The sequence below is a fragment of the Streptomyces olivochromogenes genome (assembly GCF_001514115.1).
Classification (GTDB): Bacteria; Actinomycetota; Actinomycetes; order Streptomycetales; family Streptomycetaceae; genus Streptomyces; species Streptomyces olivochromogenes.
The window spans coordinates 13,877-35,932 of sequence record NZ_KQ948467.1; the positions used below are offsets into that span (position 1 = coordinate 13,877).

Annotated in this window: 24 protein-coding genes and 2 pseudogenes; 12 read left to right on the forward strand and 14 right to left on the reverse strand. The window is 68.4% G+C overall.

What is annotated here, in order from left to right; all coding sequences use genetic code 11:
• Positions 1 to 200: 200 nt before the first annotated feature.
• From AQJ27_RS35650 to AQJ27_RS35660, 3 genes are all read right to left on the reverse strand, one after another.
• Positions 201 to 2,162: a hypothetical protein gene (locus tag AQJ27_RS35650; RefSeq protein WP_201264456.1), complete on the reverse strand. Its 1,962-nt coding sequence runs from the start codon at positions 2,160 to 2,162 to the stop codon at positions 201 to 203.
• Positions 2,163 to 2,548: 386 nt separating this feature from the next.
• Positions 2,549 to 2,836 (reverse strand): YbaK/EbsC family protein, encoded by a 288-nt coding sequence (locus AQJ27_RS35655; RefSeq protein ID WP_341866120.1) that lies wholly within the window; start codon positions 2,834 to 2,836, stop codon positions 2,549 to 2,551.
• A 36-nt stretch (positions 2,837 to 2,872) separates the two neighbouring features.
• Positions 2,873 to 4,840 (reverse strand): ATP-binding protein, encoded by a 1,968-nt coding sequence (locus AQJ27_RS35660; RefSeq protein WP_159064458.1) that lies wholly within the window; start codon positions 4,838 to 4,840, stop codon positions 2,873 to 2,875.
• A gap of 296 nt (positions 4,841 to 5,136) precedes the next feature.
• On the opposite strand from AQJ27_RS35660, the gene AQJ27_RS35665 reads away from it, so the two are divergent.
• Complete coding sequence (locus tag AQJ27_RS35665; protein ID WP_159064459.1) at positions 5,137 to 7,701, forward strand: FG-GAP-like repeat-containing protein; 2,565 nt, start codon at positions 5,137 to 5,139, stop codon at positions 7,699 to 7,701.
• On the opposite strand, the gene AQJ27_RS59035 is transcribed toward AQJ27_RS35665, so the two are convergent.
• The 3 genes from AQJ27_RS59035 to AQJ27_RS35680 all read right to left on the reverse strand — a co-directional run bounded on the left by AQJ27_RS59035 (position 7,601) and on the right by AQJ27_RS35680 (position 9,516).
• Complete coding sequence (locus tag AQJ27_RS59035) at positions 7,601 to 8,074, reverse strand: AAA domain-containing protein (protein WP_341866121.1); 474 nt, start codon at positions 8,072 to 8,074, stop codon at positions 7,601 to 7,603. The genes AQJ27_RS35665 and AQJ27_RS59035 overlap by 101 nt on opposite strands.
• A 167-nt stretch (positions 8,075 to 8,241) precedes the next feature.
• On the reverse strand, positions 8,242 to 9,183 hold the full coding sequence (locus AQJ27_RS35675) for a phosphotransferase family protein (RefSeq protein WP_201264457.1): 942 nt from the start codon (positions 9,181 to 9,183) through the stop codon (positions 8,242 to 8,244).
• An 87-nt stretch (positions 9,184 to 9,270) separates the two neighbouring features.
• On the reverse strand, positions 9,271 to 9,516 hold the full coding sequence (locus AQJ27_RS35680; RefSeq protein WP_067377987.1) for a hypothetical protein: 246 nt from the start codon (positions 9,514 to 9,516) through the stop codon (positions 9,271 to 9,273).
• A gap of 95 nt (positions 9,517 to 9,611) precedes the next feature.
• On the opposite strand from AQJ27_RS35680, the gene AQJ27_RS35685 reads away from it, so the two are divergent.
• From AQJ27_RS35685 to AQJ27_RS35705, 5 genes are all read left to right on the forward strand, one after another.
• The gene (locus AQJ27_RS35685; protein WP_067377990.1) at positions 9,612 to 9,809 is read left to right on the forward strand and encodes a hypothetical protein; all 198 of its coding nucleotides are present in this window, start codon (positions 9,612 to 9,614) and stop codon (positions 9,807 to 9,809) included.
• Positions 9,806 to 10,150: a polysaccharide biosynthesis/export family protein gene (locus AQJ27_RS35690; RefSeq protein WP_067377992.1), complete on the forward strand. Its 345-nt coding sequence runs from the start codon at positions 9,806 to 9,808 to the stop codon at positions 10,148 to 10,150. Before AQJ27_RS35685 ends, AQJ27_RS35690 begins: the two co-directional genes overlap by 4 nt.
• On the forward strand, positions 10,147 to 10,524 hold the full coding sequence (locus AQJ27_RS35695) for a hypothetical protein (RefSeq protein WP_067377994.1): 378 nt from the start codon (positions 10,147 to 10,149) through the stop codon (positions 10,522 to 10,524). The genes AQJ27_RS35690 and AQJ27_RS35695 overlap by 4 nt, the downstream gene beginning before the upstream one ends.
• A 187-nt stretch (positions 10,525 to 10,711) precedes the next feature.
• A complete protein-coding gene (locus AQJ27_RS60245) occupies positions 10,712 to 11,365 on the forward strand; it encodes a DUF6085 family protein (protein WP_067377997.1) in 654 nt (217 codons plus the stop codon).
• A gap of 484 nt (positions 11,366 to 11,849) precedes the next feature.
• Complete coding sequence (locus AQJ27_RS35705) at positions 11,850 to 12,503, forward strand: hypothetical protein (protein ID WP_067378000.1); 654 nt, start codon at positions 11,850 to 11,852, stop codon at positions 12,501 to 12,503.
• Positions 12,504 to 12,597: 94 nt separating this feature from the next.
• Here AQJ27_RS35705 and AQJ27_RS35710 read toward each other — a convergent pair whose 3' ends face one another.
• On the reverse strand, positions 12,598 to 13,095 hold the full coding sequence (locus tag AQJ27_RS35710) for a DUF6083 domain-containing protein (protein WP_235613844.1): 498 nt from the start codon (positions 13,093 to 13,095) through the stop codon (positions 12,598 to 12,600).
• A 302-nt stretch (positions 13,096 to 13,397) separates the two neighbouring features.
• Here AQJ27_RS35710 and AQJ27_RS56620 point away from each other — a divergent pair, with 302 nt between their 5' ends.
• Positions 13,398 to 13,544: a hypothetical protein gene (locus AQJ27_RS56620; protein WP_159064460.1), complete on the forward strand. Its 147-nt coding sequence runs from the start codon at positions 13,398 to 13,400 to the stop codon at positions 13,542 to 13,544.
• Between the two features lie 51 nt (positions 13,545 to 13,595).
• Here the strand turns inward: AQJ27_RS56620 and AQJ27_RS35715 are convergent, their stop codons facing one another.
• The gene (locus AQJ27_RS35715; protein WP_235613845.1) at positions 13,596 to 13,979 is read right to left on the reverse strand and encodes an NUDIX domain-containing protein; all 384 of its coding nucleotides are present in this window, start codon (positions 13,977 to 13,979) and stop codon (positions 13,596 to 13,598) included.
• 262 nt (positions 13,980 to 14,241) lie between these two features.
• Between AQJ27_RS35715 and AQJ27_RS60540 the strand changes: the two are divergent.
• A pseudogene (locus AQJ27_RS60540) lies at positions 14,242 to 14,358 on the forward strand (IS630 family transposase); the annotation flags it as partial.
• Between the two features lie 43 nt (positions 14,359 to 14,401).
• On the opposite strand, the gene AQJ27_RS35720 reads toward AQJ27_RS60540, so the two are convergent.
• Positions 14,402 to 14,971 (reverse strand): histidine phosphatase family protein, encoded by a 570-nt coding sequence (locus tag AQJ27_RS35720; RefSeq protein WP_067378009.1) that lies wholly within the window; start codon positions 14,969 to 14,971, stop codon positions 14,402 to 14,404.
• Between the two features lie 200 nt (positions 14,972 to 15,171).
• Between AQJ27_RS35720 and AQJ27_RS52835 the strand changes: the two are divergent.
• A pseudogene (locus AQJ27_RS52835) lies at positions 15,172 to 15,495 on the forward strand (IS256 family transposase); the annotation flags it as partial.
• A gap of 126 nt (positions 15,496 to 15,621) precedes the next feature.
• Here the strand turns inward: AQJ27_RS52835 and AQJ27_RS59045 are convergent.
• Positions 15,622 to 15,810 (reverse strand): hypothetical protein, encoded by a 189-nt coding sequence (locus AQJ27_RS59045; protein WP_235613846.1) that lies wholly within the window; start codon positions 15,808 to 15,810, stop codon positions 15,622 to 15,624.
• 756 nt (positions 15,811 to 16,566) lie between these two features.
• Between AQJ27_RS59045 and AQJ27_RS35735 the strand changes: the two genes are divergently transcribed.
• The 3 genes from AQJ27_RS35735 to AQJ27_RS35745 are packed head-to-tail and all read left to right on the forward strand — an operon-like array spanning position 16,567 to position 19,125.
• A complete protein-coding gene (locus AQJ27_RS35735; protein ID WP_067378014.1) occupies positions 16,567 to 17,232 on the forward strand; it encodes a vWA domain-containing protein in 666 nt (221 codons plus the stop codon).
• Between the two features lie 19 nt (positions 17,233 to 17,251).
• Complete coding sequence (locus AQJ27_RS35740) at positions 17,252 to 18,298, forward strand: hypothetical protein (RefSeq protein ID WP_067378017.1); 1,047 nt, start codon at positions 17,252 to 17,254, stop codon at positions 18,296 to 18,298.
• Entirely contained in the window at positions 18,295 to 19,125 is an 831-nt protein-coding gene (locus tag AQJ27_RS35745) for a hypothetical protein (RefSeq protein ID WP_067378018.1), read from the forward strand. Before AQJ27_RS35740 ends, AQJ27_RS35745 begins: the two co-directional genes overlap by 4 nt.
• Positions 19,126 to 19,877: 752 nt before the next feature.
• On the opposite strand, the gene AQJ27_RS60905 is transcribed toward AQJ27_RS35745, so the two are convergent.
• From AQJ27_RS60905 to AQJ27_RS35765, 4 genes are all read right to left on the reverse strand, one after another.
• On the reverse strand, positions 19,878 to 20,399 hold the full coding sequence (locus tag AQJ27_RS60905; RefSeq protein WP_201264458.1) for a hypothetical protein: 522 nt from the start codon (positions 20,397 to 20,399) through the stop codon (positions 19,878 to 19,880).
• Complete coding sequence (locus AQJ27_RS60910; RefSeq protein WP_079065505.1) at positions 20,330 to 20,914, reverse strand: helix-turn-helix domain-containing protein; 585 nt, start codon at positions 20,912 to 20,914, stop codon at positions 20,330 to 20,332. Before AQJ27_RS60910 ends, AQJ27_RS60905 begins: the two co-directional genes overlap by 70 nt.
• A 68-nt stretch (positions 20,915 to 20,982) precedes the next feature.
• Complete coding sequence (locus tag AQJ27_RS35760) at positions 20,983 to 21,474, reverse strand: DUF6461 domain-containing protein (RefSeq protein ID WP_067378024.1); 492 nt, start codon at positions 21,472 to 21,474, stop codon at positions 20,983 to 20,985.
• Between the two features lie 162 nt (positions 21,475 to 21,636).
• Positions 21,637 to 22,056: transposase (locus AQJ27_RS35765; protein ID WP_159064461.1), on the reverse strand; the 420-nt coding region annotated here is incomplete at its 5' end.

A 22,056-nucleotide genomic window follows, 5' to 3' on the forward strand; every position in this document is an offset into this window, starting at 1 on the left:
CGGCGCTGCCGGGCAGCCGACGCCGACCCGCTGGTGCCGCGGCGTGCCAACGCGGTACCGCGCGGGCGGCTGACCGGGAACGGTGCGCTACCGCCGGCGGGTCCAACGGGTTCTTCACCCGGGACAGGGCCGGCCGGCGGGCCGCACGACCGGGGCCGAGCAGGCCCGTCCGCGTGTGTACGGGAAAGTCCGGACGTACGTCACGTGGGCCAGTAGGAGCACCGTAGCCCGGTGTGCACGGTGTGGCGCAGGTGTTCGCCGATCAACGGGTCGGCATCCGTGATCCGTTGCAGCGCTCGGCGGATCGCCTTTCCCACGGCGATCCGCGCTCGTTCGTCGCCCTCGGCGGAGCGGCGGAGGCGTCCACCCAGTCCCGCGGCACCGGCCAGCTGGGTCACCAGCCAGTCGTGTTCGCGGCGGGCGCCGGCAGCGTCCTCGTGTTCGTCCCGCGACTCCAGGTCGGCTATCTCGGCACGCAGCCCCGTCAGGCGGTGGCCGTACTCATGTACCGCCACCCGGTCCAGCGTCGGCTGCTCCGACAGGGCACTTCTCCCGACGGCACCGTCGAGCGCGGTCAGTCCCGCCACCAGGTCGACGGCCCGGATCTCCTGACCCGGGTTGGCGATGAGCACCGCGAGATGGAACATCCCGATGCTGTGCTCGACGAGCGTGCTCCGCCGGCCCAGACCGATCCGCCACTTCCGGCCCTGGCGGGCACATTTCGCCTCCGTCTCCGGCGGCTTCTCCTCCGGATCGCCGGGCCGCCCCGCGCCCCGCAGTGCCGCGGCCTCCTCCTCGGCGGCGACCAGCTCGCGCCGGGCGGCGGCGGTGTCGTCCGGCCGGGCCCGGCGGGCGAGGGCCTGCGCGAGCATCTGCCGGGAGGTCATGACCGCGGGCCAGTGCGCCAGCGCGAGGTTCTGCTGCACCGCCGCGTGGAAGTGCTCCACAGCCCTGTCCAGATCTCCCGTGGTCAACGACGCGACCCCGAGAGCGTGCTGCACCGAGCCGAAACAGGCGACGGCGAGGCTGCCCATCATCGGCAGGTGGCCGAACGGGCTCAGCAGCTCGTACGCCCGTGCCGACGTCTCGACGTCGTCAAGCAGGTGTGCGGCCTGCACGATGCCGTTCATCGTCACCAGCCAGCTGCTCGAACGCGGCAGGTCGGCGAGGTCGCGGCCGCACAGGGTGGCCAGCGCGCCGACCGCCTTGCGCCGGTCCCCGGCCACCGCCGCGGCCACCGCGAGTGCGGCCAGACCATGGTTGTCCACCGGGCTGAGCTTGGGGGAATGCACCAGATCCCCGAGCAGTGGCAGCAGTTCTTCGACGCGCCCCTGGTACCACCGGATCGTGAGCAGTTGCCCTTCCAGCCAGACCGTGGCGTCGACGTCACCGGCGACCGCCCCGCGCTCGGCACAGGCACGTGTCAGTGTCTCGGCCTGGTCGAGGCGGCCCGCCCGGATGGCGAGCATCACCTCGATCGCGCTCACCACGAAGCCGACGGCGAGGTGATCCTGCTCGGCCAGCAGGTCCCGCAGCTCGGCCAGGCGGCGCTCGGCATGCGGATCGCCGTCGAGGAACAGGTCGACCGTCTGCCAGAGGAGGCCCATCAACAGGTCGCTGTGCCGTGCGGTGCGGAAGCTCTCCGCGACGAGATCGACCGACAGTTTTCGGCGTGAGGCGCCGTGGTCCGGGCCGAGCACGCAGTGGTGGGCGAGGCTGAGGGCCTCCGCCCGCGCCACCGGGTCGGCTGTCGGCCTGACCTCGTCGAGCAGGGCGAGTATCGCGGCATGCTCACCGGCCCGGTAGTCGGTCTCGCCGACGAGCCTGACCCGTAGCCGCAGAGCGAGCGAGGAGTCCGGGGCGAGGAGCGACAACGCGTGACGCAGCCGGGACCGCAGCAGCGCGGAACCCGCGACAGTGCGGTGTTCGTGGACCCAGAGGCCGCCGAAGCCGAGCGCAGCGACGGCCATCGCCCGTGCGTCACCCGTCGACTCGGCGATCCGGTAGGCCGCGTCGAACCGCCGCCGACCGGTCTGCAGGTCACCCTCGACGACGAGCGCTCGGGTGGCTGCCCCGAGCAGTGTCTCCAGGTCGCTCGCCGGCTCGGTGCCGAGTCCTGTAAGGCCTGGATCGTCCTTGGCCGGTGCGTCCATCCCCGTCATGGCTCCACTTCGCTCCCCGACCGAAGGCCTTCTCAGCCTGCCTTCTCCACTGACTTCCGGCATCGATCAATACCACGACGCAGCCGTAGCCGGGACTCCGCCTCCCGTGCGGCGAGGGCCCGGCTCAGGGCCTCGGCACGAAAGAGCGGCTGATCAGGCGACAGATGCCTGGCCGCGCCAGATTCTGCCTCATGAGCCACCGCACGCTCTTGGCCGGGAGGGTAAATCGCCGGGGCAATGCGGTGCCGCCTCGGGGCAGGGGAGGACGACCGGCCGGACCCGGGGGGAAGGGCCGGCCGGGTCCGGGGTGGACGGGTCGGTCGGACCGGGGGTGGACGGGCCGGCCGGACCGGGGTGGACGGACTGGACAGCCGCTCCGAACCCCGTCAGTCCGAGTTCCGGCCGGAGATGCGTTCGATGCGCGGCAGGGCGAGCCGGGCATAGTCGGCGCCGGAGATGGCCAGCGAGCTATCGAGGCGGGCGGCGTTGAAGTACAGACACGGCTGTGCGACGACGTCGGGGTCCGCGACGAGTTCGAGCGCGGGGTCGAAGCTGAAGGGCAGGAGGGTGCCGGGAACGGCGTGGGCCAGCCGCTCGGCCGTGGCGGCGTCGCAGAATCCGAGATAGCGGGCCGCGTACAGGGTGCGGATCGCGTCGCGACCGGCCGGGACCACGGCCGGGACCTCGGCCGGGCACGCGTCATGTGCGCGTCATGCGGGCCAGTACGAGCAACGCACCCCAGTGTGCACCGCGTGCCGCAGGTGTTCACCGATCACCGGATCCGCTGCCGCGATCCGGTCCAGCGCCCGGCGGACGGCCTTGCTCACCGCGACCCGGGAGCGTTCCTCGCCCTCGGGGAAGCGGCGTGCGCGGCCGCCCAGGCCCGTGGCACCCGCCAGCTGGCTCATCAGCCAGTCGTGTTCGACCTGGGCCACGGCGGCGCGCTCATGGTCGTCGGCCGCCTTGAGCTCGTCCAGTTCGGTGCGCAGCCGGGCCAGACGGTTGCGGTACTCCTGCGTCGCCACCCGGTCCAGTACCGGCTGCCCGGACAGGGCCGTGTGCTCGGCGGCCCCGTTGAGCGCGGTCAGCCCCGCCACGAGGTCGACGGCCCGGATCTCCTGGCGCGGGTTGGCCATCAGCACCACCAGATGGAGCATGCCCACGCTGTGCTCCACCAGGACGCTGCGTGCGCCGAAGTCGATCCGCCAATTGCGGCCCAGCCGGGTACAGAACGCCACGGGCTGCCTCTGTTCGTCCTCGCCCTGCAGACCCGCGCTGTCATGTTCGTCAGTCTCCGGCGGCGCCGGCGCGGCCTCCTCGGCAGCCACCGCCAACTCCTGCCGGACGGCGTCGGCCTCGGCCTGCCGGCCGGCCCGTACGAGCGCCTCCGCGAGCCGGTCCCGGGAGGCCGTGACCGCGGGCCAGTGCGCGAGGGCGAGATTCTGCCGGACCGCGTCCCGCAGATGGGTCACGGCCCGGTCGACGTCTCCCATGGTCAACGCGGCAACCCCCAGGGCGTGGTGGGCCGAGCCGAAGCAGGCGACGGCGAGACTGCCCAGCATCGGCAGGTGACCGTACGGACTCAGCAGCTCGTAGACCCGCGCCGCCGTTGCGGTGTCGTCGAGGAGATAGGCGGCCTCCGCGACACCGTGCATCGTCACCATCCAACTGCTCGACATCGGCAGGTCGCCGAGGTCGCGGCCGCACAGCGTGGCCAGCGCACTGACCGCCTTCCGCCGGTCCCCGGCCGTCACCGCGGCCACCGCCAGCGCCGCAAGGGCGTGATTGTCCACGGCGCTCAGCGTCGGAGAGTTGACCACTTCGCTCAGCAGCGGCACGAGTTCGACCACCCGGCCCTGGTACCAGCGGATGGTCACCAGCTGCGCGGCATGCCACACCGTGGCGTTGACATCACCGGCGGCGACCCCGCGCTCGGTACACGCCCTGGCCAGGGCCTCGGCCTCGTCGAGGCGGCCCGCGCGGACGGCGAGCATGACCTCCATCGCGCTCACGACGAAGCCCACCGCGAGATGGTCCTGCTCGGCCAGCAGGCCGCGCAGCTCCGCCAGGCAGCGTTCCGCGTGCGGGTCACCGTCCAGGAACATGTCGACCGTCTGCCACAGCAGACCCATCAGCAGATCGCTGCGGCGGGAGGTACGGAAGCTCTCCGCGACCAGCTCGGCGGCCAGTTCCCGGCGAAGTGCGCCGTGCTCCGGGCCGATCAGGCAGTGATGGGCCAGGCTCAGAGCCTCCGCACGCGCCATCGGATTCTGCCGCGACCTCGCCTGCTTGAGCAGCGCCAGTACCGCCGTGTTGTCGCTGCTGCGGTAGTCGCCCTCCCCGGCCAGCCGGATCCGCAGCCGCAGCGCCAGGGAGGACTGTGGGTCCAGCAACTCCAGCGCCCGGCGTATCTGCGATTCCAGGAGTACCGAGCCGGCGACCGTGCGGTGCTCGTGCACCCACAGGCCGCCGAAGCCGAGGGCGGCCACCGCCATCGCCCGTTCGTCGCCCACCGACTCGGCGATCCGGTAGGCGCGTTCGAAGCGGTTCCGGCCGGTGCGCAGATCGCCGTCGTCGACGACGGCGAGGGTGCCCTGGTCGAGCAGGGTCTGAAGTTCACCGGGGCGCGGGACGTCCGGACCGGGCGCGTCCCGCACAGGCGCATCGACATTGTTCACGGCTGTACTTCTCTCCTGGGTGCACTCGACAACGCCAGGGGGGAAGCCGACCGGACCGCCGTGTCGGTCGTGATCGGTGGCCTTGCCACAGGCGGGGGACGGCGAGTGAGCTTAGCGCAGAGGCCGCAACAGGGGAACAGCCACAAGTTGTACGGCAGATGGACACCGTGCGAGGCCCGAGTGCCGGGGCCGCGCCGGACGGCCGCGGGAACGCGGTGGCACGGGACGGCACGGATTGGAACGCTCACCTGGCAGCGACACATCCGATCGACCACTCCTTCGAAGGGGACTCAGTCGTGGGCTTTTTCGGGCATCGGCGCTCGGCCCTTGGCGGCGCCGTGGCGTTCGCCTTCGGGCTTCTGCTAGGTGGAGGTCCAGCGGCGTCCGCCGCCCCCGCCGCGGCGCCGGCCTTCTTCATCAACTCCAACAGCCAGCAGGACCTGTTCGTGCAGGCGATCGACACACCGGACGCGGTGGTGCGGATCGCCGGGAACGTGGATCTGGACCTGACCGGACGGGACTATCTGCCGGTTGCCGCGGGCGTGCAGATCCTGGGTGACCGGTCGCAGCGTCCGCAGGGACCGCGGCTGTTCACGACGTCCTTCCCGCACGACCTCTTCAGGATCGGGAACGACTCGGACGGCACGCACAGCGACAACGTGCGGATCAGCGGAATCCGGCTGCAGGGCGCGGAGAGCGACGACCCCTTCTCGGCGGTCGACACCAGCGACTCCGACGGAATCCGGGTCGACTCGAGCCTGAACGTGGAGATCGACCACAGCGAGATCGATCACTGGCGCGGCTCGGCGGTGAACATCCAGGACAGCCAGGGCCGGATCGGCCTCCAGAACGCCCGGACCGTGTGGGTGCACGACAACTACATCCACCACAACCAGCACCCCACCGGCACCATCTGCTGCGGTCATGGCGCGGGCTACGGCGTGGTGATGGGCCACGGCGCCTACGCGCTGGTCGAGCGGAACGTGTTCGACTACAACCGGCACGCCATCACCGGCGACGGTTCGGCCGGGGACGGCTATCTGGCGTACCGCAACCTGATCTGGGGCGGCGGCGGGGACAACTCCCACGTCTGGCACACCCATGAGATCGACATGCACGGCAACAACTCGTCCTGCAGCTACGAGTGCGGGTCCGCGGGTGAGTACATGGACGTGGAGTACAACACGGTCTGGTACACCAACGGCACGGGTGTCAAGCTACGCGGAACGCCCAGTGTCGGCATGACCGTGTCGCACAACGTCTTCCAGCATTCGAACCTGTGGGTGGGTTCGATCCTGCCCATCCACGCCGCGCTGGACCAGACCGAGACCGGGCTGCACCAGTCGGCCAACACCCTCGACTCGTACACCGGCGGCGAGCGCAAGTACTGCGACTTCGACGGCGACGGCGTCAACGACGCCTTCATCGCCACCGGCATCACCTGGTGGTACCAGTCCAGTTCGCTCGGCGGGCGCTGGAGCTACCTCAACCAGTCGACCACGCGGCTCGCCGACGTGTCGCTCGGCGACGTCGACAGCGACGGCCTGTGCGACGTCGGCTACCCCGGCGGAGTGTTCGTCAACCCGGGCCAGGACGCCTCCTCGACCACCACGACCGCGGCGGTCAGCAGTGGCGACTTCAACGGCGACGGCCGCACCGACATGGCGCTCAGCGCCTCGGACGGGTGGCAGGGCCTGCCCGTGAACTCCTCCCAGGGCGACGGCCGCTTCTCGCCGGACATCGCCGTGGCCGGGGACTTCCCCCGGCTGGCCGCCACCCCGGGGGCCCGGACCTACAGCGGTGACTTCGACGGCGACGGCCGCACCGACCTCGCCCTGGTGGGCGCCGCGGGATGGACCACCCTGCCGGTGGCATTCTCCAACGGCAACGGGACATTCCGTGCCACGAAGGGCGACGTGGGCGACTTCGCCGCATGGGCGTCCCTGCCCGGAGTGAAGCCACAGGTGGGTGACTTCAACGGGGACGGCCGGGCGGACATCGCGCTGGTCGGTGGCTCTGGTTGGAGTTCGGTGCCGGTGGCGTTCTCCAACGGCGACGGGACGTTCAGCATCACCAACGGGTCCGTGGACGGCTTCGCCGGATGGGCGCAGATGCCGGGGGCTCAGGTCTTCAGCGGTGACTTCAACCATGACGGCCGGGCGGATGTCGCGCTGGTCGGTGGCAGTGGCTGGGGTTCGGTGCCGGTGGCGTTCTCCAACGGTGACGGGACCTTCCACATCACCAATGCGTCCTCCGTCGACTTCGCCGGATGGGCGTCCGTGCCCGGGGCGAAGATAAAGGTGGGTGACGTCGACGGGGACGGCCGGGCGGACATCTCGCTCGTACCGGGCTCCGGCACCCCGTGGTGGTACACGCTGCCGGTGGCGTTCTCCAACGGCGACGGGACCTTCCGCATCACCAACTCGCCCTCATCCGACTTCGCGGCGTGGGCGCAGGTGTCGGGGGTGCAGGTGGTCAGTGGTGACTTCAACCATGACGGCCGGGCGGATGTCGCGCTGGTCGGCGGGAGTGGCTGGGGTTCGGTGCCGGTGGCGTTCTCCAACGGCGACGGGACGTTCCGCATCACGAACGCGTCCTCGATCGACTTCGCCGGATGGGCCTCCGTACCCGGAGTGAAGGCGCAGGCGGGTGACTTCAACGGGGACGGCCGGACCGACGTCGCCCTCGTACGAGGCCCCCACACCCCGTGGTGGTACACGCTGCCGGTGGAGTTCTCCAACGGCGACGGCACCTTCCAGATCACCGACACTCCCGCCGACCGCTTCGACCGGTGGGCGTCGACGCCGGCGCACACGCCGGATCCGGCAAGCGCCGACGCGCAGGCCACGGCCGGGGTGTAGCGAGCGTAGCGAGCCGGTGGGGACCGGCCGGCCGGTCACAGTGCCCCGGCGAGGGGTGAGCGCCGGGCCGTACTCCGGCTCGCGGCCCGGGTGACACCCGGATGACGTCGCGTTGATCGCCTTGGAATTCTTCGGGGGTGCCGACCTGGATGTTGTGGCGTTCGAGGGCAGGCATGTCGATGCGGTGGTCGACGAGGTCCTGTACAAGTCGTGTCTGGTCGCCTTGGCGCAGGATGATGACGCCCATGGTGCGGTCTGCGTAGGCGGGGTCCTGTGTGAGGCGGTGGAGTTGGGCGACGACCGCTTCTGCTTCTGGCCGGTTGATCAGCTTGTCCCTGCGTCCTTCGCAGTGGCCCTCGGGCACATGGACCACTTTCAGCGGGGGAAGCCGGTCCGAGCCGTGTTGACGCAGCAGGATGAGCTGGTTGTCGGTGCGGTGTCCCGGTGGGGCGGTCGTCGGCAGGGTGTCGTTTTCTTCGGCGAGGTGCCGGTGGTTCAGAACCTGTATTCAGTACCCACGGTCAGATTCAGTACCCACGGTCAGGCCGTCATCCGCCGGATGTCGTCGGTGATGCTCTCCAACGGCGCCGTGTTGCCGATGGAGGCGAACCAGTCCCACAGCTCCAGAGCGTGGTAGAGGCGGTAGAGGCCGACCCGCTCGCTCCAGTCGGCGGGCAGCGTGCCGTAGCCGTCGCAGAGCGCTTCGCGCTTGCCCTGGTCGTCGCGTACGGAGTAGTAGTCGGTCTTGGCCACGTCCATCAGTGGATCCGCGGCGATCGCGTTCTCCACGTCGATGAAGCCGCTGACCTGCCATCCGCCGCCTTCCCCAGCGACCAGGACGTTGCCCTCGTGCAAGTCGTTGTGGCACAGCACGGCATGCCGGCACGCACCGAGCAGCTCAGCCTGCCGAGCGACCTTCGCTTCGATGGCCGTCGCGAGCGCCGAATCGCCCCCGTGATCGGCGTACTCCCTGAGCTTCTTGCGGAACTGCCGTGTCATATACGCGGTGTTCGTCGGCTCGGGATCCAGAACCCGCGTGGTGAGGTATCCGTAGGCACCTTGAGGGATCTGGTGGACTGCAGCCATGCAGCCCCCGATCTGACGGTAGATCTCCCACAGCGATGCCCTGTCAAGGGCGTGGCTGACGGCGGACAACGGCTGGCCCCTGAGCATCGTCATCACCGTGTAGCAGCGCCCGAGCGCGTTGTCGGCGCCTCCATGGTGCAGCACGGCAGGCACCGGCCCGACACCGTGCTGCTGAAGCAGCTGGTAGACGTAGATCTCCTTCTCCTGTTTCCAGCGCCATTGATCGTCATAGATCTTGATTACGACCGGCTCGGCCGCCCCGACGAACCGGATCTCGAAGATCGTGCTCAGCTCCCCGCCAGTACGCAGAACGATCTCCCCGACGGACGCAGCTGGAAGGATGGGACGCAGGAGTTCCTCGGCCATCGCCGGAGGCAGCGCTGTGGTAGCAGACACGCTGCAACCGTAGATGTGTCAGGGCGGACGTCGCGAGCGAAATATGGGCGATGCGGAGATCGTCGACGGAGAACGCCTGGCATGCCCTCAACGCAGCGCCCACATAGGCATCTTGAGTGTCGTTGAACAGGCGTCGTCGACGACACCGCCTTCGTCTACATCAACAAGGTCACCAGTCAGGGCGACAAGGACGAGACACAGACCGTCAAGGCAGAGATCGCGGTCAGCCTCGCCTCCCTGCGCGAGGCACTTGCCCTGCTGCCCAACGACCGCAGCCGCGAAGACCTCCGGGGTGCCGACGACGCCGGACTCAAGACGCGCCTCGATAGCCAACGCGCCGTCATTGTTCCCGCCTGAGCCGCCGCGCGCCCGGCCCGCACCGGTCGGGCGCGCCTCACCCGCACGATCCGCACACGCAGGAGCAAGCCGTGACCGATCACCCGCGCACCGCCCGCCAACTGCTCACCGACTACTGCCTCTCCGAGGGCGTCATCGACGGCATCCTCACCATCCACGCCCACCAGCTCGCCGAGCAGATCCGGCAGGACACCACCATCATGGGCGAGGCAGGCGACCAGTACGCCCTGCTGTACGCCGACCTCATCGACCCGGAGGCGCAGCGATGACCACGGCCGCCGGCGAATTGCGCACCGCAGCCAACAAGCTGCTCGCCCTCACCGACGCTGCCACCCCCGGGCCCTGGGCTACAGCCGACGGGACAATCCCCCACGGCCACCGCGTCGGTACCGTCGACAAGACCGACTGGGTGGCATGGACCGGAGCGATCACCGAGGAGCGGTCCGAAGCCGACGCCGCGTTCATCGCCGCCATGCATCCCGGGGTCGCCTCGGCCATCGCGGCCTGGCTGCAAGTGGAAGCGTTCCGTGTCCTCCACAATGGCAGGAACGCCATCACGCACCACGCCCTCGCCGTGGCCCGCGCGATCAACGGAGGCGAGCAGCGATGATCAGACTCGAAGCCGCCTTCGGCACCGCCACGGCCCTCCTCGCCGCGGCCGGTACCGCCTCCGCCTCCCACCACCTGTGGTGGGAGACCGCCGTGTTCCTCGGCGTCGCCGTGTTCTCCCTCGAAGGCGCGGCTCGGGAACGCCGCGCCCGCCGGGACCGGGAACGCCGGGCGCGTGTCGAGGCGCAGCGCGTCCAGCTGGCCGACCGCGGCGACGCCCCCGCGCCCGGCCCGTGCTGCCGGTTCTGGCAGTCGTCCGAAGGGGCCGTCCACAGCCACGACTGCACCCGGCCCCCGGCCGCGCGGACCACGCTCTCCGAGGCTGAGCAGCGGGTCCTCAACCAGCTCGCCGACGACACCCGGGACAGCGCGTGACCGAGCGTCGCCGCGTCCAGGCCGACGCGCTGCCCGTAAGCCAGACCGACCGCGGACCAGGACGCGGACTGCTACAGACGCAGACCTAGTTCGTCCGCACCGAGACCGTCATCGACGACGACGCGCCCGACCCCCAACCGAACCGCGCCACCCGACGCGCCACGGCGCGCGCCGCACGGAGGACCAAGTGACCGACCGGCACCACCTCGAACGCCAGCTCTCCCGGCTCTGCGATCAACTCGCCGTCCTCGGCGCCGCCAGCCCCACCCCAGCCGACCTCGCCGACCAAGACGCCGCCGACCACGCCATGGCGCAGCGCATCCACCGCGCCCGACCCGGCCTCCCCCTCCACCACGTGTACATCACCCTGCAAGCCCTGCGAGCGGTACAGGAACTGGACGCGCCGAAGCCGGAAGAGACGGACACCACCCCGGCCAGGCCCCAGCGGGCCACACACAGTTGCGGCCAGGAATCGCATACCTGGGGTTGCGTGACCACCGCCGAGCCGGACCTCACCGAGACTGCCCCGGCAGCGACCGAGACCCATGACCCCACCCACGGCCTCTCGACCCAGCACGCCTACACCCTCTGGAACGCCATCGCCCCACTCGGACCCGACCGGCCCCCGTACACGGTCCAGTACGAGCGGGTATGCCGAGCCACCGCCGGAATCCGTCGCGAGCAGCCCTTCCAGACCGTCCAGGGCCGCTGCCCAGCCTGCGCCAACAGCCTGCTGTTCCTCGGCGACGGCGGGCACGTCACCTGCTCACTTGCCGACTGCCCCAACCCGAGCGCGGTCGACGATCTGCTGCACGGGTCGCACGACACGCACGCGGTATAACTCGTCGACCTGGTCGACCGTCAGGGCACCACCCGTAGAGGGGGGATGACCTCAGCTCGAACCCGGCGGGCCCGCCTCACCGCCGACGCCATCCGGCTCCGCACACGTCGGACGGCGCGCCGCCTCGATCGCCCTCTTCCGCGGCACCTTCTCCCTGGCCACCCCGGCAGCGGCACGAGCCAACTGCGAACGCAGCTGGTCGAACGCCTGAGGCCCTGACAGATCCCGCAACCTGCGACTTCTGCTCATGCACGACTAACGCCGCACCGCACCGTCCGACACTGCAATACGGCTAAATGGGGCACTCCGCGAACCTCGACACCCACCTCTGCTGGCGCGGACCGCGCCCCGACGTCGAGGAGCAGCCGTGAACGCGATCTGGTCCGCCCGCCCGCTATAGGCACAGTTTCGACACGAATACTCCACAATCCCTGCCACAACAGGGATGATTCAGCACTCAACCATGCAAGTCCCTGGGGGGACCATGAGCTACGACGTCACACCGCCACCCATGCCCGGTTTCCCGCCGCCACCGCCGCCGAAGAAGAACCGCAGCAACCTGGTCATCATCGGCTCCGCCGCCGCCGTCATCGCAGCCGTAGTCGCCACCGGCGTCACGGTCAACGGCAGCAACAACGAGGCCAAGCCGGGACCCACGGTCACTGTCACCGAAACCGCAGCCGCCGGCGACACCGCCGCGGCAACCGACGAAACCACCGCCCCGGCCGCCGACAACACCAGCGACGGCGTCTACGCCCTCGATGACGCCGTGACCTACGAGAACGACGTGGAAATCACCCTGTCCGGGTTCACGCGCACCGTGTCGGGCCAGTACGCGGAGCCGGAGAGCACGCCCTACGTCAAGTTCACTGTGAAGATCAAAAATGGTGGGAGCAAGAAACTCGACACCACCCTGCTGTCCGTCAACTGTTCCTACGGCACCGACGGGAAAAGCAGCGAAGCGATCTTCGACAGCGAATCGGGCCTCGGCGGCGGGCCCAGCACCCAACTCCTGCCCGGCCGCTCCATCAACGTGCCCTGGGGCTGCGAACTCCCCAAAGCCCAGAAACTCATCCAGATCGAAGTCGCCCCCGACTTCGACAGCGAAACCGCCATCTTCACCGGCAACGTGAAGTAGGCCCACACGGTAGCGCCCCCGCAGCCGCACACGGCTACCGGGGCGCTCCGCTGTTCCTGGAACCGCCTGGTGCAGGCCCGGCGGAGCTGCACCGCTACCCGACGTCCGGCATCTCCACCTTCGCCAGCGTCGGTGTCCGCGGCGGATTGAACAGCCGCTGAGCACGCCGTGCGTTCTCCTCCCGCATCGCCGTCAGCCACGGCCACAGATCCGGCGGCTCGATACCGGGGCACGCCACTGTGTGCGAGATCCGGCACTGGGCGCCCTCGGTCGGCTCCGCATTCCACGGGTTCCAGGCCACACCATCACCGTTGATCAGCCACCGTTGGCGAGGCGGCACGAAATGCGCCGGCAGAACATTCACCGGATCCAACGGCTCCAACAGCACCCATGCCTGCGAAAGTGTCGGGAACCGGTCAGCCTCCAAGCCGCACTCCGGGCACACTGGTGGATCCGGAGGTGCTGGTGCGATCGCACCCTCCGTCACCGCCTCCACCCGGTCCGACGACCGCTGAACTCGCCCCCAGTACTCCTCGGCCGATTCGTCGGGTAGACGTTCTGGCTGCACAAAACTGTCCTCGAAAACCCCCATAGGATCAGAATCCGAGTCCCGGACGGCATATGCGTAGAGCGCGAACCAGACGGGACGCGTGCGACGGCCCGGCCCCAGAGCGGCACACGGGGTATGGCATGCCATCGGCAAACCCACACGCCGCGGCAATAGCGGCCGGACAGGCGGTCTGGACAGGGCGCGAGCTCATTGACCTGCCGCTCGCCAAACGGCGCAACGCGGCGTGACGTCACGCGCGGCAGACCGTTGGGCGGGACATACGCGGTATCGCAATCATCGACGACGACATCTTCTACGAGCGGGCCGACGGGACCTACGCCAAAATGCCCTACGCCGACGGGGAAGCCGTCGCCAACATCTTCATCGAGCGAGTCACGCCTGAGGAACTCGGAGGGCTGACGAAGGCGATGCTCGAAATCACCTGCAAGTACGACCCGGAGTTGGCAGCCGAGCTGCTTACCCGCCTGTGAGTAGACGAAGGCCCCGACCGGATCAGCGGTCGGGGCCTTCGCTATGTGCGACTACTCGGCCAGCTGCTCCTCCAGATACGCCTGGACCGGCGCGAACAGCCCACCTGGCACCAGTCCAGGAATCTCCCCAAGCCGCACCCAGCGAACCTCCTCAACCTCCCGCGGACTCGCCGCATGAGCCGTACCCGACAGCAGCCGGCATGCCGCGTAGACCACCGGCCAGCCAGTCGCCGGGTGCACCCGCTCACCCAGCAGCGAGACCGGCTCCACGACCACGCCCGCCTCCTCCAACGCCTCCCTTGCCGCCGCCTCGCCTGCGGTCTCGCCCGGCTCGACCTTGCCCGAGGGGAACGTCCACAGCAGAGAGGCCGCCGGAGCGCTGCGGCGAATCAGCAAGACACGCCCTGCATGCACGATCACCGCGCCAGCGATCACCGCTTCTCCACCTGGCACGGAACCTCAACTCTCCCTCTGGGAAAAGTCATTCGTCGCATGCCTTCCGGGGTGCACGGACATCATGCCGTCATGAGCGGCAGCGACGACAAGACAAAGTTGCCGATCAAAGTCTGGGTCGGTGGAACCCTCGGCGCCGCCCTCTTCATCACCGCCCTGAAGTGGGGGCCCTGGTGGATCGAAGCCCACCACCTCAAGGACGACCAAGGCAAGCTGCTCTCCAGCGGCGGGATCGTCGTCACCCGACCACGCCGACCACAAGGAACAGGGCAGCATGATCCGCCGTTACATCATCTGGCGAAACCGCCATGCCGACGACCGACGCTTCCGCGCCGTCGTCGACAGGGCGAACGTTGCCTGACACGGCATTCGCTACACCTTGGACGGGATATGGAAAGCCGCCATTACGGCACGTTCCACCCGAGCACGACCGGCAGGTCGTGCTCGTATCCCAGCGTGTTGATCGTCCCCGGGTGCGGGTGCCCGAACTGCCGCGCGGCCGACGCGTCGAGCCCAAGCCAGCGCGCGGTGAGGATGCGTGACAGGTGGCCGTGCGCAACGACGGCCACGTCGCCTTTGTCCAGCAGCGGCCGGACCCGGCCGAGGAAGGCATCGACCCGTACCGTCACGTGCCCGAGGTCCTCGCCGGCATCGACGCCGTCGCGCCACAGCTCCCAGCCGGGCTTGAGCTCCTGGATCTGCTCGGCGGTCATCCCCTCGTAGCGGCCGTAGTCCCACTCGATCAGGTCGGTGTCGGGCTCCGTGCCGCTCAGCCCCGCCAGTTCGGCGGTCCGCGCGGCGCGAGTCAGCGGGCTGCTGTAGACGGCGGCGAACTCCCGTTCGGCCAGTCGCGGCGCGAGCGCACACGCCGCGTCCTCTCCCGCCTCGGTCAGCGGCAGGTCGGTGCGGCCAGCATGCTGACCGGTCCGGCTCCATGCGGTCTCGCCGTGCCTGATCAATACCAATTCGCGCATGGCAGAGGACCATATCTGACATCGAACACAGGGTGAACGTTGCCTGATACGGCACTAGGACGGGGGAATGGCTTTGGAGCAATGCTCAAGACCTGTGGATCAGTCCGGGGGAGGGACGCGGAGGGCGTACCTTCCCGAATGATCCTGTGATGGTCACCGAGTAGGCCCGCGTTCGCAGCGCGGGTCGGGAACGCACGCCCGTGCTCAGCGTAGTGAACGCCGACGGCTCCACCGAATCCGGCTCCCTGATCGACGAGATCGTGCGCGAGGGCGCCCGCCGGATGCTCGCCGCCGCCCTGGAGGCCGAAGTCAATCAGTACGTAGCCGAGTTGGCCTCCGAGACGGACGGAGACGGCCGCCGCCTCGTGGTCCGCAACAGCTACCACCAGCCGCGGACCGTAGTCACCGCAGCCGGGCCGGTGTAGGTGAAGGCGCCCCGGGTGAACGACCGCCGCATCGATAAGGAGACCGGGGAGCGCAAGCGGTTCTCCTCCAGGATCCTGCCGCCCTGGTGCCACGTCTCATCTGGCTGATTCGGCTTCTCGACGGTCAGATGGTCGAGATGTGGACCTATCGGCTCAGCACTCCATGATGCTTCCGATCCACAGGTATTGACGATTGCTCATGGCTTTGTAGGTATGGGTGCGGTGTCACTGGTAGTAGGGCTCGCGGGCAGGAGTCCACCAGGGGAGGGTCCGTCCCGCCAGTTTCTGCTGGATGTAAGCGTCGACTTCGGGGAGGTGCGCGGCCAGCGGGCTGACCTGAACGGCTCCGCCGGGAGCGACGGTGACGTAGCCGTGCTCATAGACGGCGTCGCAGCCGAAGGTGCAGGCGAGCATGGCGATGTTGGCCAGGTCGCGTTTCTCGTCATCGCTGTACAGGGCGCGCTTTTTGATGTGCGCGGCAATGAGGAAGGTGCCGGGCAGGCTGCGCCCGCACAGGGCGCACTGCCCTGTGGAGCCCTGCAGGAGGCGCTTTTTGAGCGCGGTCTGCTCGCCGCGCTGAGCCCGCTGAGCGGTCCGCTCGAGTTCCCCGTCGAAGGCGGAAACGGCTGTCAGTTATCCGTGCAGTTGGGACATGCCCATTGCTGTTACCTGCAGAATCTAAACTGTACTCATAGGAGTTGGGGATGGAGGGACTGGGCCACTGACCTGGTCATAGGTGCGATTTCGCCTCAAAGGCGTTCCGGTCTGCAGTCCTCTGACCTGCGGTGTCTTAAGTGGATCGAGAATGTCTCAACTGCAAGGGTAATTTCTTGGCATGGGGGAGAGGGTGCGGAGCTGCCTTCTCTCTACGAGCTGTGGCCGGGCCAACGACGTCTGAGCGCCCAGGGTGGGACGAGCAGTGCGTGGCTGATGCGATGAGTGGCCGACTGCTCAAGGCGCTTGAAGCCGCTGCTACTTACCTGCGCAGTTGCCACACCCCTCCGGCGGCGATGTGACTTTCGAGAGCTAACGGCGACCAAAGGGCTCGAGAGTGGCTCGCACGACACGGCCCGATGACGCTCAGGCCATTCGTTCGCTAGGCTGAGGGACGACGCAAGGCCGAGCCACGACGGACGCGCCAGCTGCGTATCGGGAGAGGGGAGCAGGACCGTGCAGCGTGTACTGCCCTTCTACCTGGCTGTGGATACCTCGACATCCATGTATGTGTCAGGGCGCCTCGACGCGGTGCAGGAAGCTGTCGTCCGGTTCACTGAGGAACTGCTGAGCAACCCGCTCCTCGGCGAGCATATTCGGCTCGGCCTCGTGACCTTCGGCGACCAGGCGGAGCTGGTTCTGCCACTGACCGACCTCACCGAACTGCGTTCCCTGCCACGGCTGTCCGGGCACGGCGCCGCCCACTACGGCGTTCTCTTCCGCTACCTGGGCCGGGTGATCGAACGAGACCTGAGGGTCCTCCGCGCCCATGACACAGTGACCTTCCGGCCCTTCGTCTTTCTCCTCACCGCCGGTATGCCTTCGGACTCCGGCTGGGAGCAGGCGTTCCACGAATTCGACGAGTTGACACGCGCGCAACTGGTGGTTATGGGTGTCGGCATGGAGGAACTGCCACCCGAGGTCCTGCGACGCCTCAACCCGGTGGACGCCGAGGCGTGGAGCGATGTTCCCGCCGATGTACTCGCAGCCAGGATCACATCGGTGCTGGGGAGGTACGCCATGTCGTTGATCGCCTCGACGATGGTCTCGACCAACCGGGACTCGGATCCGCCTCGAATGCCGCCGCCGAACCCGCCGCTGAACGAAACCGACATCCGCTGACCGACTGCGGAGGAGTGACGTGACCGTTCAGCCTGTACCCCATACCTGGCCCAGCCTGCCACAGCGCGTACCGGAGGGAGAGCTCCGCACCTATGGGGCCGGGTCGCGAGGCGGCTCGTCCACGGTTTTCGACGTCTTCGGCCATGAGGACCGCGTCCTGTACAAAAAGTACGCGATCCAGCGTTCCGAAGCCGACCTGGACCGCCTGGTACGGCTCCACCGCGAGTTGGACAGCGGCAGCAATGACGGTGCCTTCCTACGGCGCCGCTTCGCCTGGCCGCTCGCTGTGGTGACGGCGGACGACGGGGCGGTGTCCGGCGTGCTCGTGCCGAAGGCCGAAATGACCTACCGCGCGCAGCTCTCCACCAACAGGGTGCGGGCCCGGGACTTCAACTACCTGCTCTACGAAACCCGCGCGGCCCGCGTGGGCGTCGAGCCGGCGACCGTTCGGGAGAAGCTCGTGCTCCTCCGGCTGACGGTCGAAGCGTTTGCCTGGCTGGAGGAGCGAGGCCTGGTGCACGAGGACATCTCCGCCGGCAATCTGCTGTGGAGCGTACGGCCCGAACCGGCAGTACTCATTCTGGACTGTGACTCGATCCGGCCAGCGGGCAGTGCAGTCGACGATCCGCTGCTCACCACCACGGATTGGACCGATCCCCGCGTGCTGGGCGGTGAAGTTCCCCGCCCCGACCAGGCTTCGGTCACCTACGCCGTCGGCCTGCTGACCGCCCGGGTATTCGGCACCCCGTCGTGGCGTCCCTCAGCCACCGATTCCCAGGACTCGCCCCAGGAGGGGGTACCAGCGGCGCTGCTGCCAGTCCTCCTTGAGTCAGTGCGCGCGACGGCTCCTCGCCCCCCGCTGCACCGGTGGCTTGCGATTCTCGACGAGGCCCTCGAGGACACTCCAGCGCGCACCCGCACACCACGCACGGCGGTGCGTACGATGGTCTCCGAGCCATTACGGCAGGGCGGTTTGAGCTACGGAGTCAAAGAAAGAGTTGCACTCGCTGTAGGTTTGTTCTGCGGCGCAGTGGCGGCGATTCTCCTCCTCGTCGAGATGCTGTGAGCGAGGCGCCGGTGGGGGAGGGCGTATCGTCGGCGTTCGCGGAGCGCCTGTCGAACTGGTTCGGCCGGACCACACAGATTGTCACCGGCGTAGCCGGGTTCTCCTACGCCTTCGGCTGGGTGCTGGCCGCACGGTTCTACGGCAGTTTCGGGGTGGCGCCAGAGGAGGCCGGCATCTCCTTCAGCTGGCTGGCGATCCGTGCGTTCCTCGTCGGCATCGCGGGTCTCGCCCTCTTCCTCGGCGCCCGGTGGCTGCTACGCGCGGCCGAACGAGGCCGGACGGTAGTGCACATCGTCCGGAGCCGCGCCATGATCACCCTGCTGATCTCCGCCAGTTGCGTTGCGGTTGCCACGGTCGTTGCCGTCGCAGCCTGGGCGTCAGCTCGCGGCGGCAGGGCTGGCACGGTCTCGGTAGTCGCCATCCTGGCCTGCGGCGCGTCGACTGCCCTCGTAATCCTCTGGTTGCGGCCGTCGGGTGTCCGACTCGGCTGGAACAGCAGTCTGTGGCTTCGCGGTGTCGGCGGCGCGGTGCTGGGGTTCGTCATCGTCGGCCTCGTCCTGTTGCCGTACCGCCTCGGTGATCATCTCGCCGCCGATGTCCGCGAAGGCCGACCGGTGCGCCTTCCGATGGCTCTCGGTGTACCGGCCTTCCAGGTGTCCCAGGTCCGGCTCGCCCTTGCCGACGGCTCGAAGCCCGCGACCGATCCGTTGTCGGCACTCGGTTGCGTTATGCGTCTCGGCGGCAACGGCACAACGTCGATCTACTATGCCAGGAGCCGGGTGCTGCGCATTGCCGACGACAACGTGACCGTGGCGTCACCGTGTTGAACGAGATGGCTGGTACGGACATGCCAGCTGAAGATCAATTGGCCTCCAAGCAAGCACCTCCGTCCCGGCGCCGTTACGCGTGAGACGCCCAAGGCACCCCAGGGGCGCATCAACGCTGTGCAGGGGAAGGTGAAGACGACCCGAGCGGTCGATCAGGAACGTGCGGTGCTGTGCCACGCACCAGAGTTGAGGGTGCGGAGTGTCGTCGTTGTGTGCTGGGGCCCAAAGGGCCGGGATCTTGCTCGTGGGCAGGACCGATACGGTCACTCTCCCGTTTGGAAAAGGCATTCAGCCCGGCTTCGAGCGGCGGGGGCCTGCCAACGAGTTCGGGACCCGCCACGACTTCGTGTTCCACGTCGACGGCGACCCATCCCGCGAGGTCAGGCTGGCCGTTCGCCGTTTCCACCTTCGCCTGCTCGGCGCAGACGACTGAGGCGTGCCACGGTCAACACACCGACTGTCGGGCCCCTTCGAGCGAGTGAGATGGCCCAGTTCCTGGCGCGATGACTTGCAGACACGGAAATTCCCTCCCCGCTCCGTGCACGATGCGACAAACTGATCGCCCGAAATGCCAACCGACGCGCCCAATCGCTCGCCACGGCCCTGCCCCCAACGGCTTCCGGGACAACATTGGGGTCCGGGGCGAACTGGTGGCCACGACGGGCGCCGGGACGATCGCCCGGGCTAGGCCGCAGACGGCGCGACAGAGGTCGACGGCACAACTCCCCGCGGGAGGCGAGGACGAACAACTCTCATCGGAGAAGGAACACATGAGTCCTCAGGACGTCCCAGACAACCTGCCCGTTCCCGCACCGCAGACTTCGGTTCAGGTCCAGGCCGCCCGCGCGGATCTGGAGGCATTCGAAGACCTGATGTTCCAGGTGCTGGAAACCTGGGGGCTGCCCACGGACAACATCATCGTCGCGGCCAAGCAGCGCGAGACCCTCCTCAAGAACACTCCCGACGTTATCGAGGAGCTCACCCCCAAGGAGCGGGCGAGCGCGCCCTACATCGCCAAGATGATCATGGCGGGCTCGGTCGGGCTGTTCGACGCCGCGCTGAACTACCTCTGGAACGAGACGGTCAACCGGCTGCGGGACCACGTCGCCGCCTTTGACGTCGACTACTTCTTCGACCTCGCCGAGGCCGACCCCGCCCGCCGTAAGAACCTCAAAACCCGCGACGACCTCGCCCAGTTCGACGACTACAAGCTGTTGGAAGCCGCCAACAAGATCAAGCTCATCAGCGACATCGGCTTCAAGCAGCTCACCCACGTTAACAGCCGTAAATCCTCCAGCTGGGCCCGCGCGGCCTGCTGGAGGACGGGGTCGGCCTTGTGCCGCAGCGTGTCCCGGGTCCGTTTCCACCGGAACCCGTCGCGGTGGAGCAACTTGGTCAGCCAGGCCGCCGAGACCCGCACGCCCCGTTCCGCGGCGAGCCAGTCACACAACGCGGCGGCAGTCCAGGTTGGGCCCTGCCGGGCGGACTCGTCAAACAGGGTGGCCAGCGCCTCGCGGTCCTCACGGGTGACCGCGGACGGGCGGCCCGGGCGTGGGGCATCCGTCAGCGCGTCGAAGCCGCGGGCTGCGAAGCGGTGGACCGCACCACGCGCGGTGACGTCGTTGCATTCGAGCAGGTCAGCGACCTCGGGCACGGTCAGGCCGCGTCCCATCGGCCGTATGCACTCCAGACGCAGTCTGGTGCCCGGCGTGAGATCGTGTGCCCGCAGGCGCTCACGCACCTCGCGCTCCTGATCAGGCGTCAACCCCACACACAGGACCTTCGGCATAGACAACCCCTCCCCGCCTCATACCCGAACCGCAGCCCCACATCACCGAGGCCGCTCAGTCCCCTCGGTCAGGGCATTTCGAGTTCAGGCAAAGAGAAGAAACCGGTGATTGCCTCCACAGTCCGTTCCTCGTTGTCATCCCTGTCAAGATCCGCCGGGTCGATCAGGTTCGCCGCCGTGAGGGCGGGCAGCAGTAGGTCGGGCTCCTTGCCTACCCGGTAGTACGGAGTCTCGAAACTGAAGGCGGTGATCAGTCGTCCATCGCGGAGGTACTGGAACGAGGGGCCATGGGCTTTGGCGAGGCATGGCTCGATCTCGAATACGACGAGCTCACCGCCGGCCGGGCACAACTGCCCATAATGGGCAAGGTCGTAGTCACCGCTCTCCCAGCTGAGCATGTCGTGCATCACCAACCCCCAATCGGTGCCCGTGCCGTACGCGAGTGGCTTTCGCCGCTGGCCGAGGAGTCCTTGCGTGAGCGCGTCCAGCGAGGTCCCCCGAAAGAAGACGACGTTGGCTTCCTCGTGGTGCGGGAGCGGGCCATGTATCCAGTGCGTCATACCGGGCACCGTAGAGGAACCCACTGACAAGCCCGCGCAGCCGCGCGCCGTCGTCAAAACGGCGGCCAGTCGGTCTGCGCCAGGTGCAAGAGCAGGCCTATGGTCGTGGGCCTGGGCGGCCAAAGAATCAGTACTCGACTTCGCCATAACCGCTTACTGGTCCTAACAAAGCCGTTGTACGTGGCGGTGGGTGATGAGGCAGACGGCGAGTCCGAGGAATGCTTCGTGGATGTCGTCACGCCGTTCCCAGCGGATGCGCAGGCGGCGAAAGTCGTGCAGCCAGGAGATCGTGCGCCCGACGACGTAGCGGAAGATGCCCAGGCCGGAGCCGTGTGGCTGGTCGTAGCCGCGGTCGGCCAGCAGTGTGTCGGGGCGTCGGCGAGGTCTGCCGACCAGGCCGGCGACCGCCGGGATCTTGTCGAGCAGGGGCAGGAGCTGGGTGACATCGTTGTGATTTCCGCCGGTCAGCGTTGCCGCGAGCGGGATGCCCTGCCCGTCGACGATGACGTGGTGCTTGCTGCCCGGACGTCCGCGGTCGACCGGGCTGGGTCCGCTTTTGGGCCCCGCCGGGCAGCCCTGACG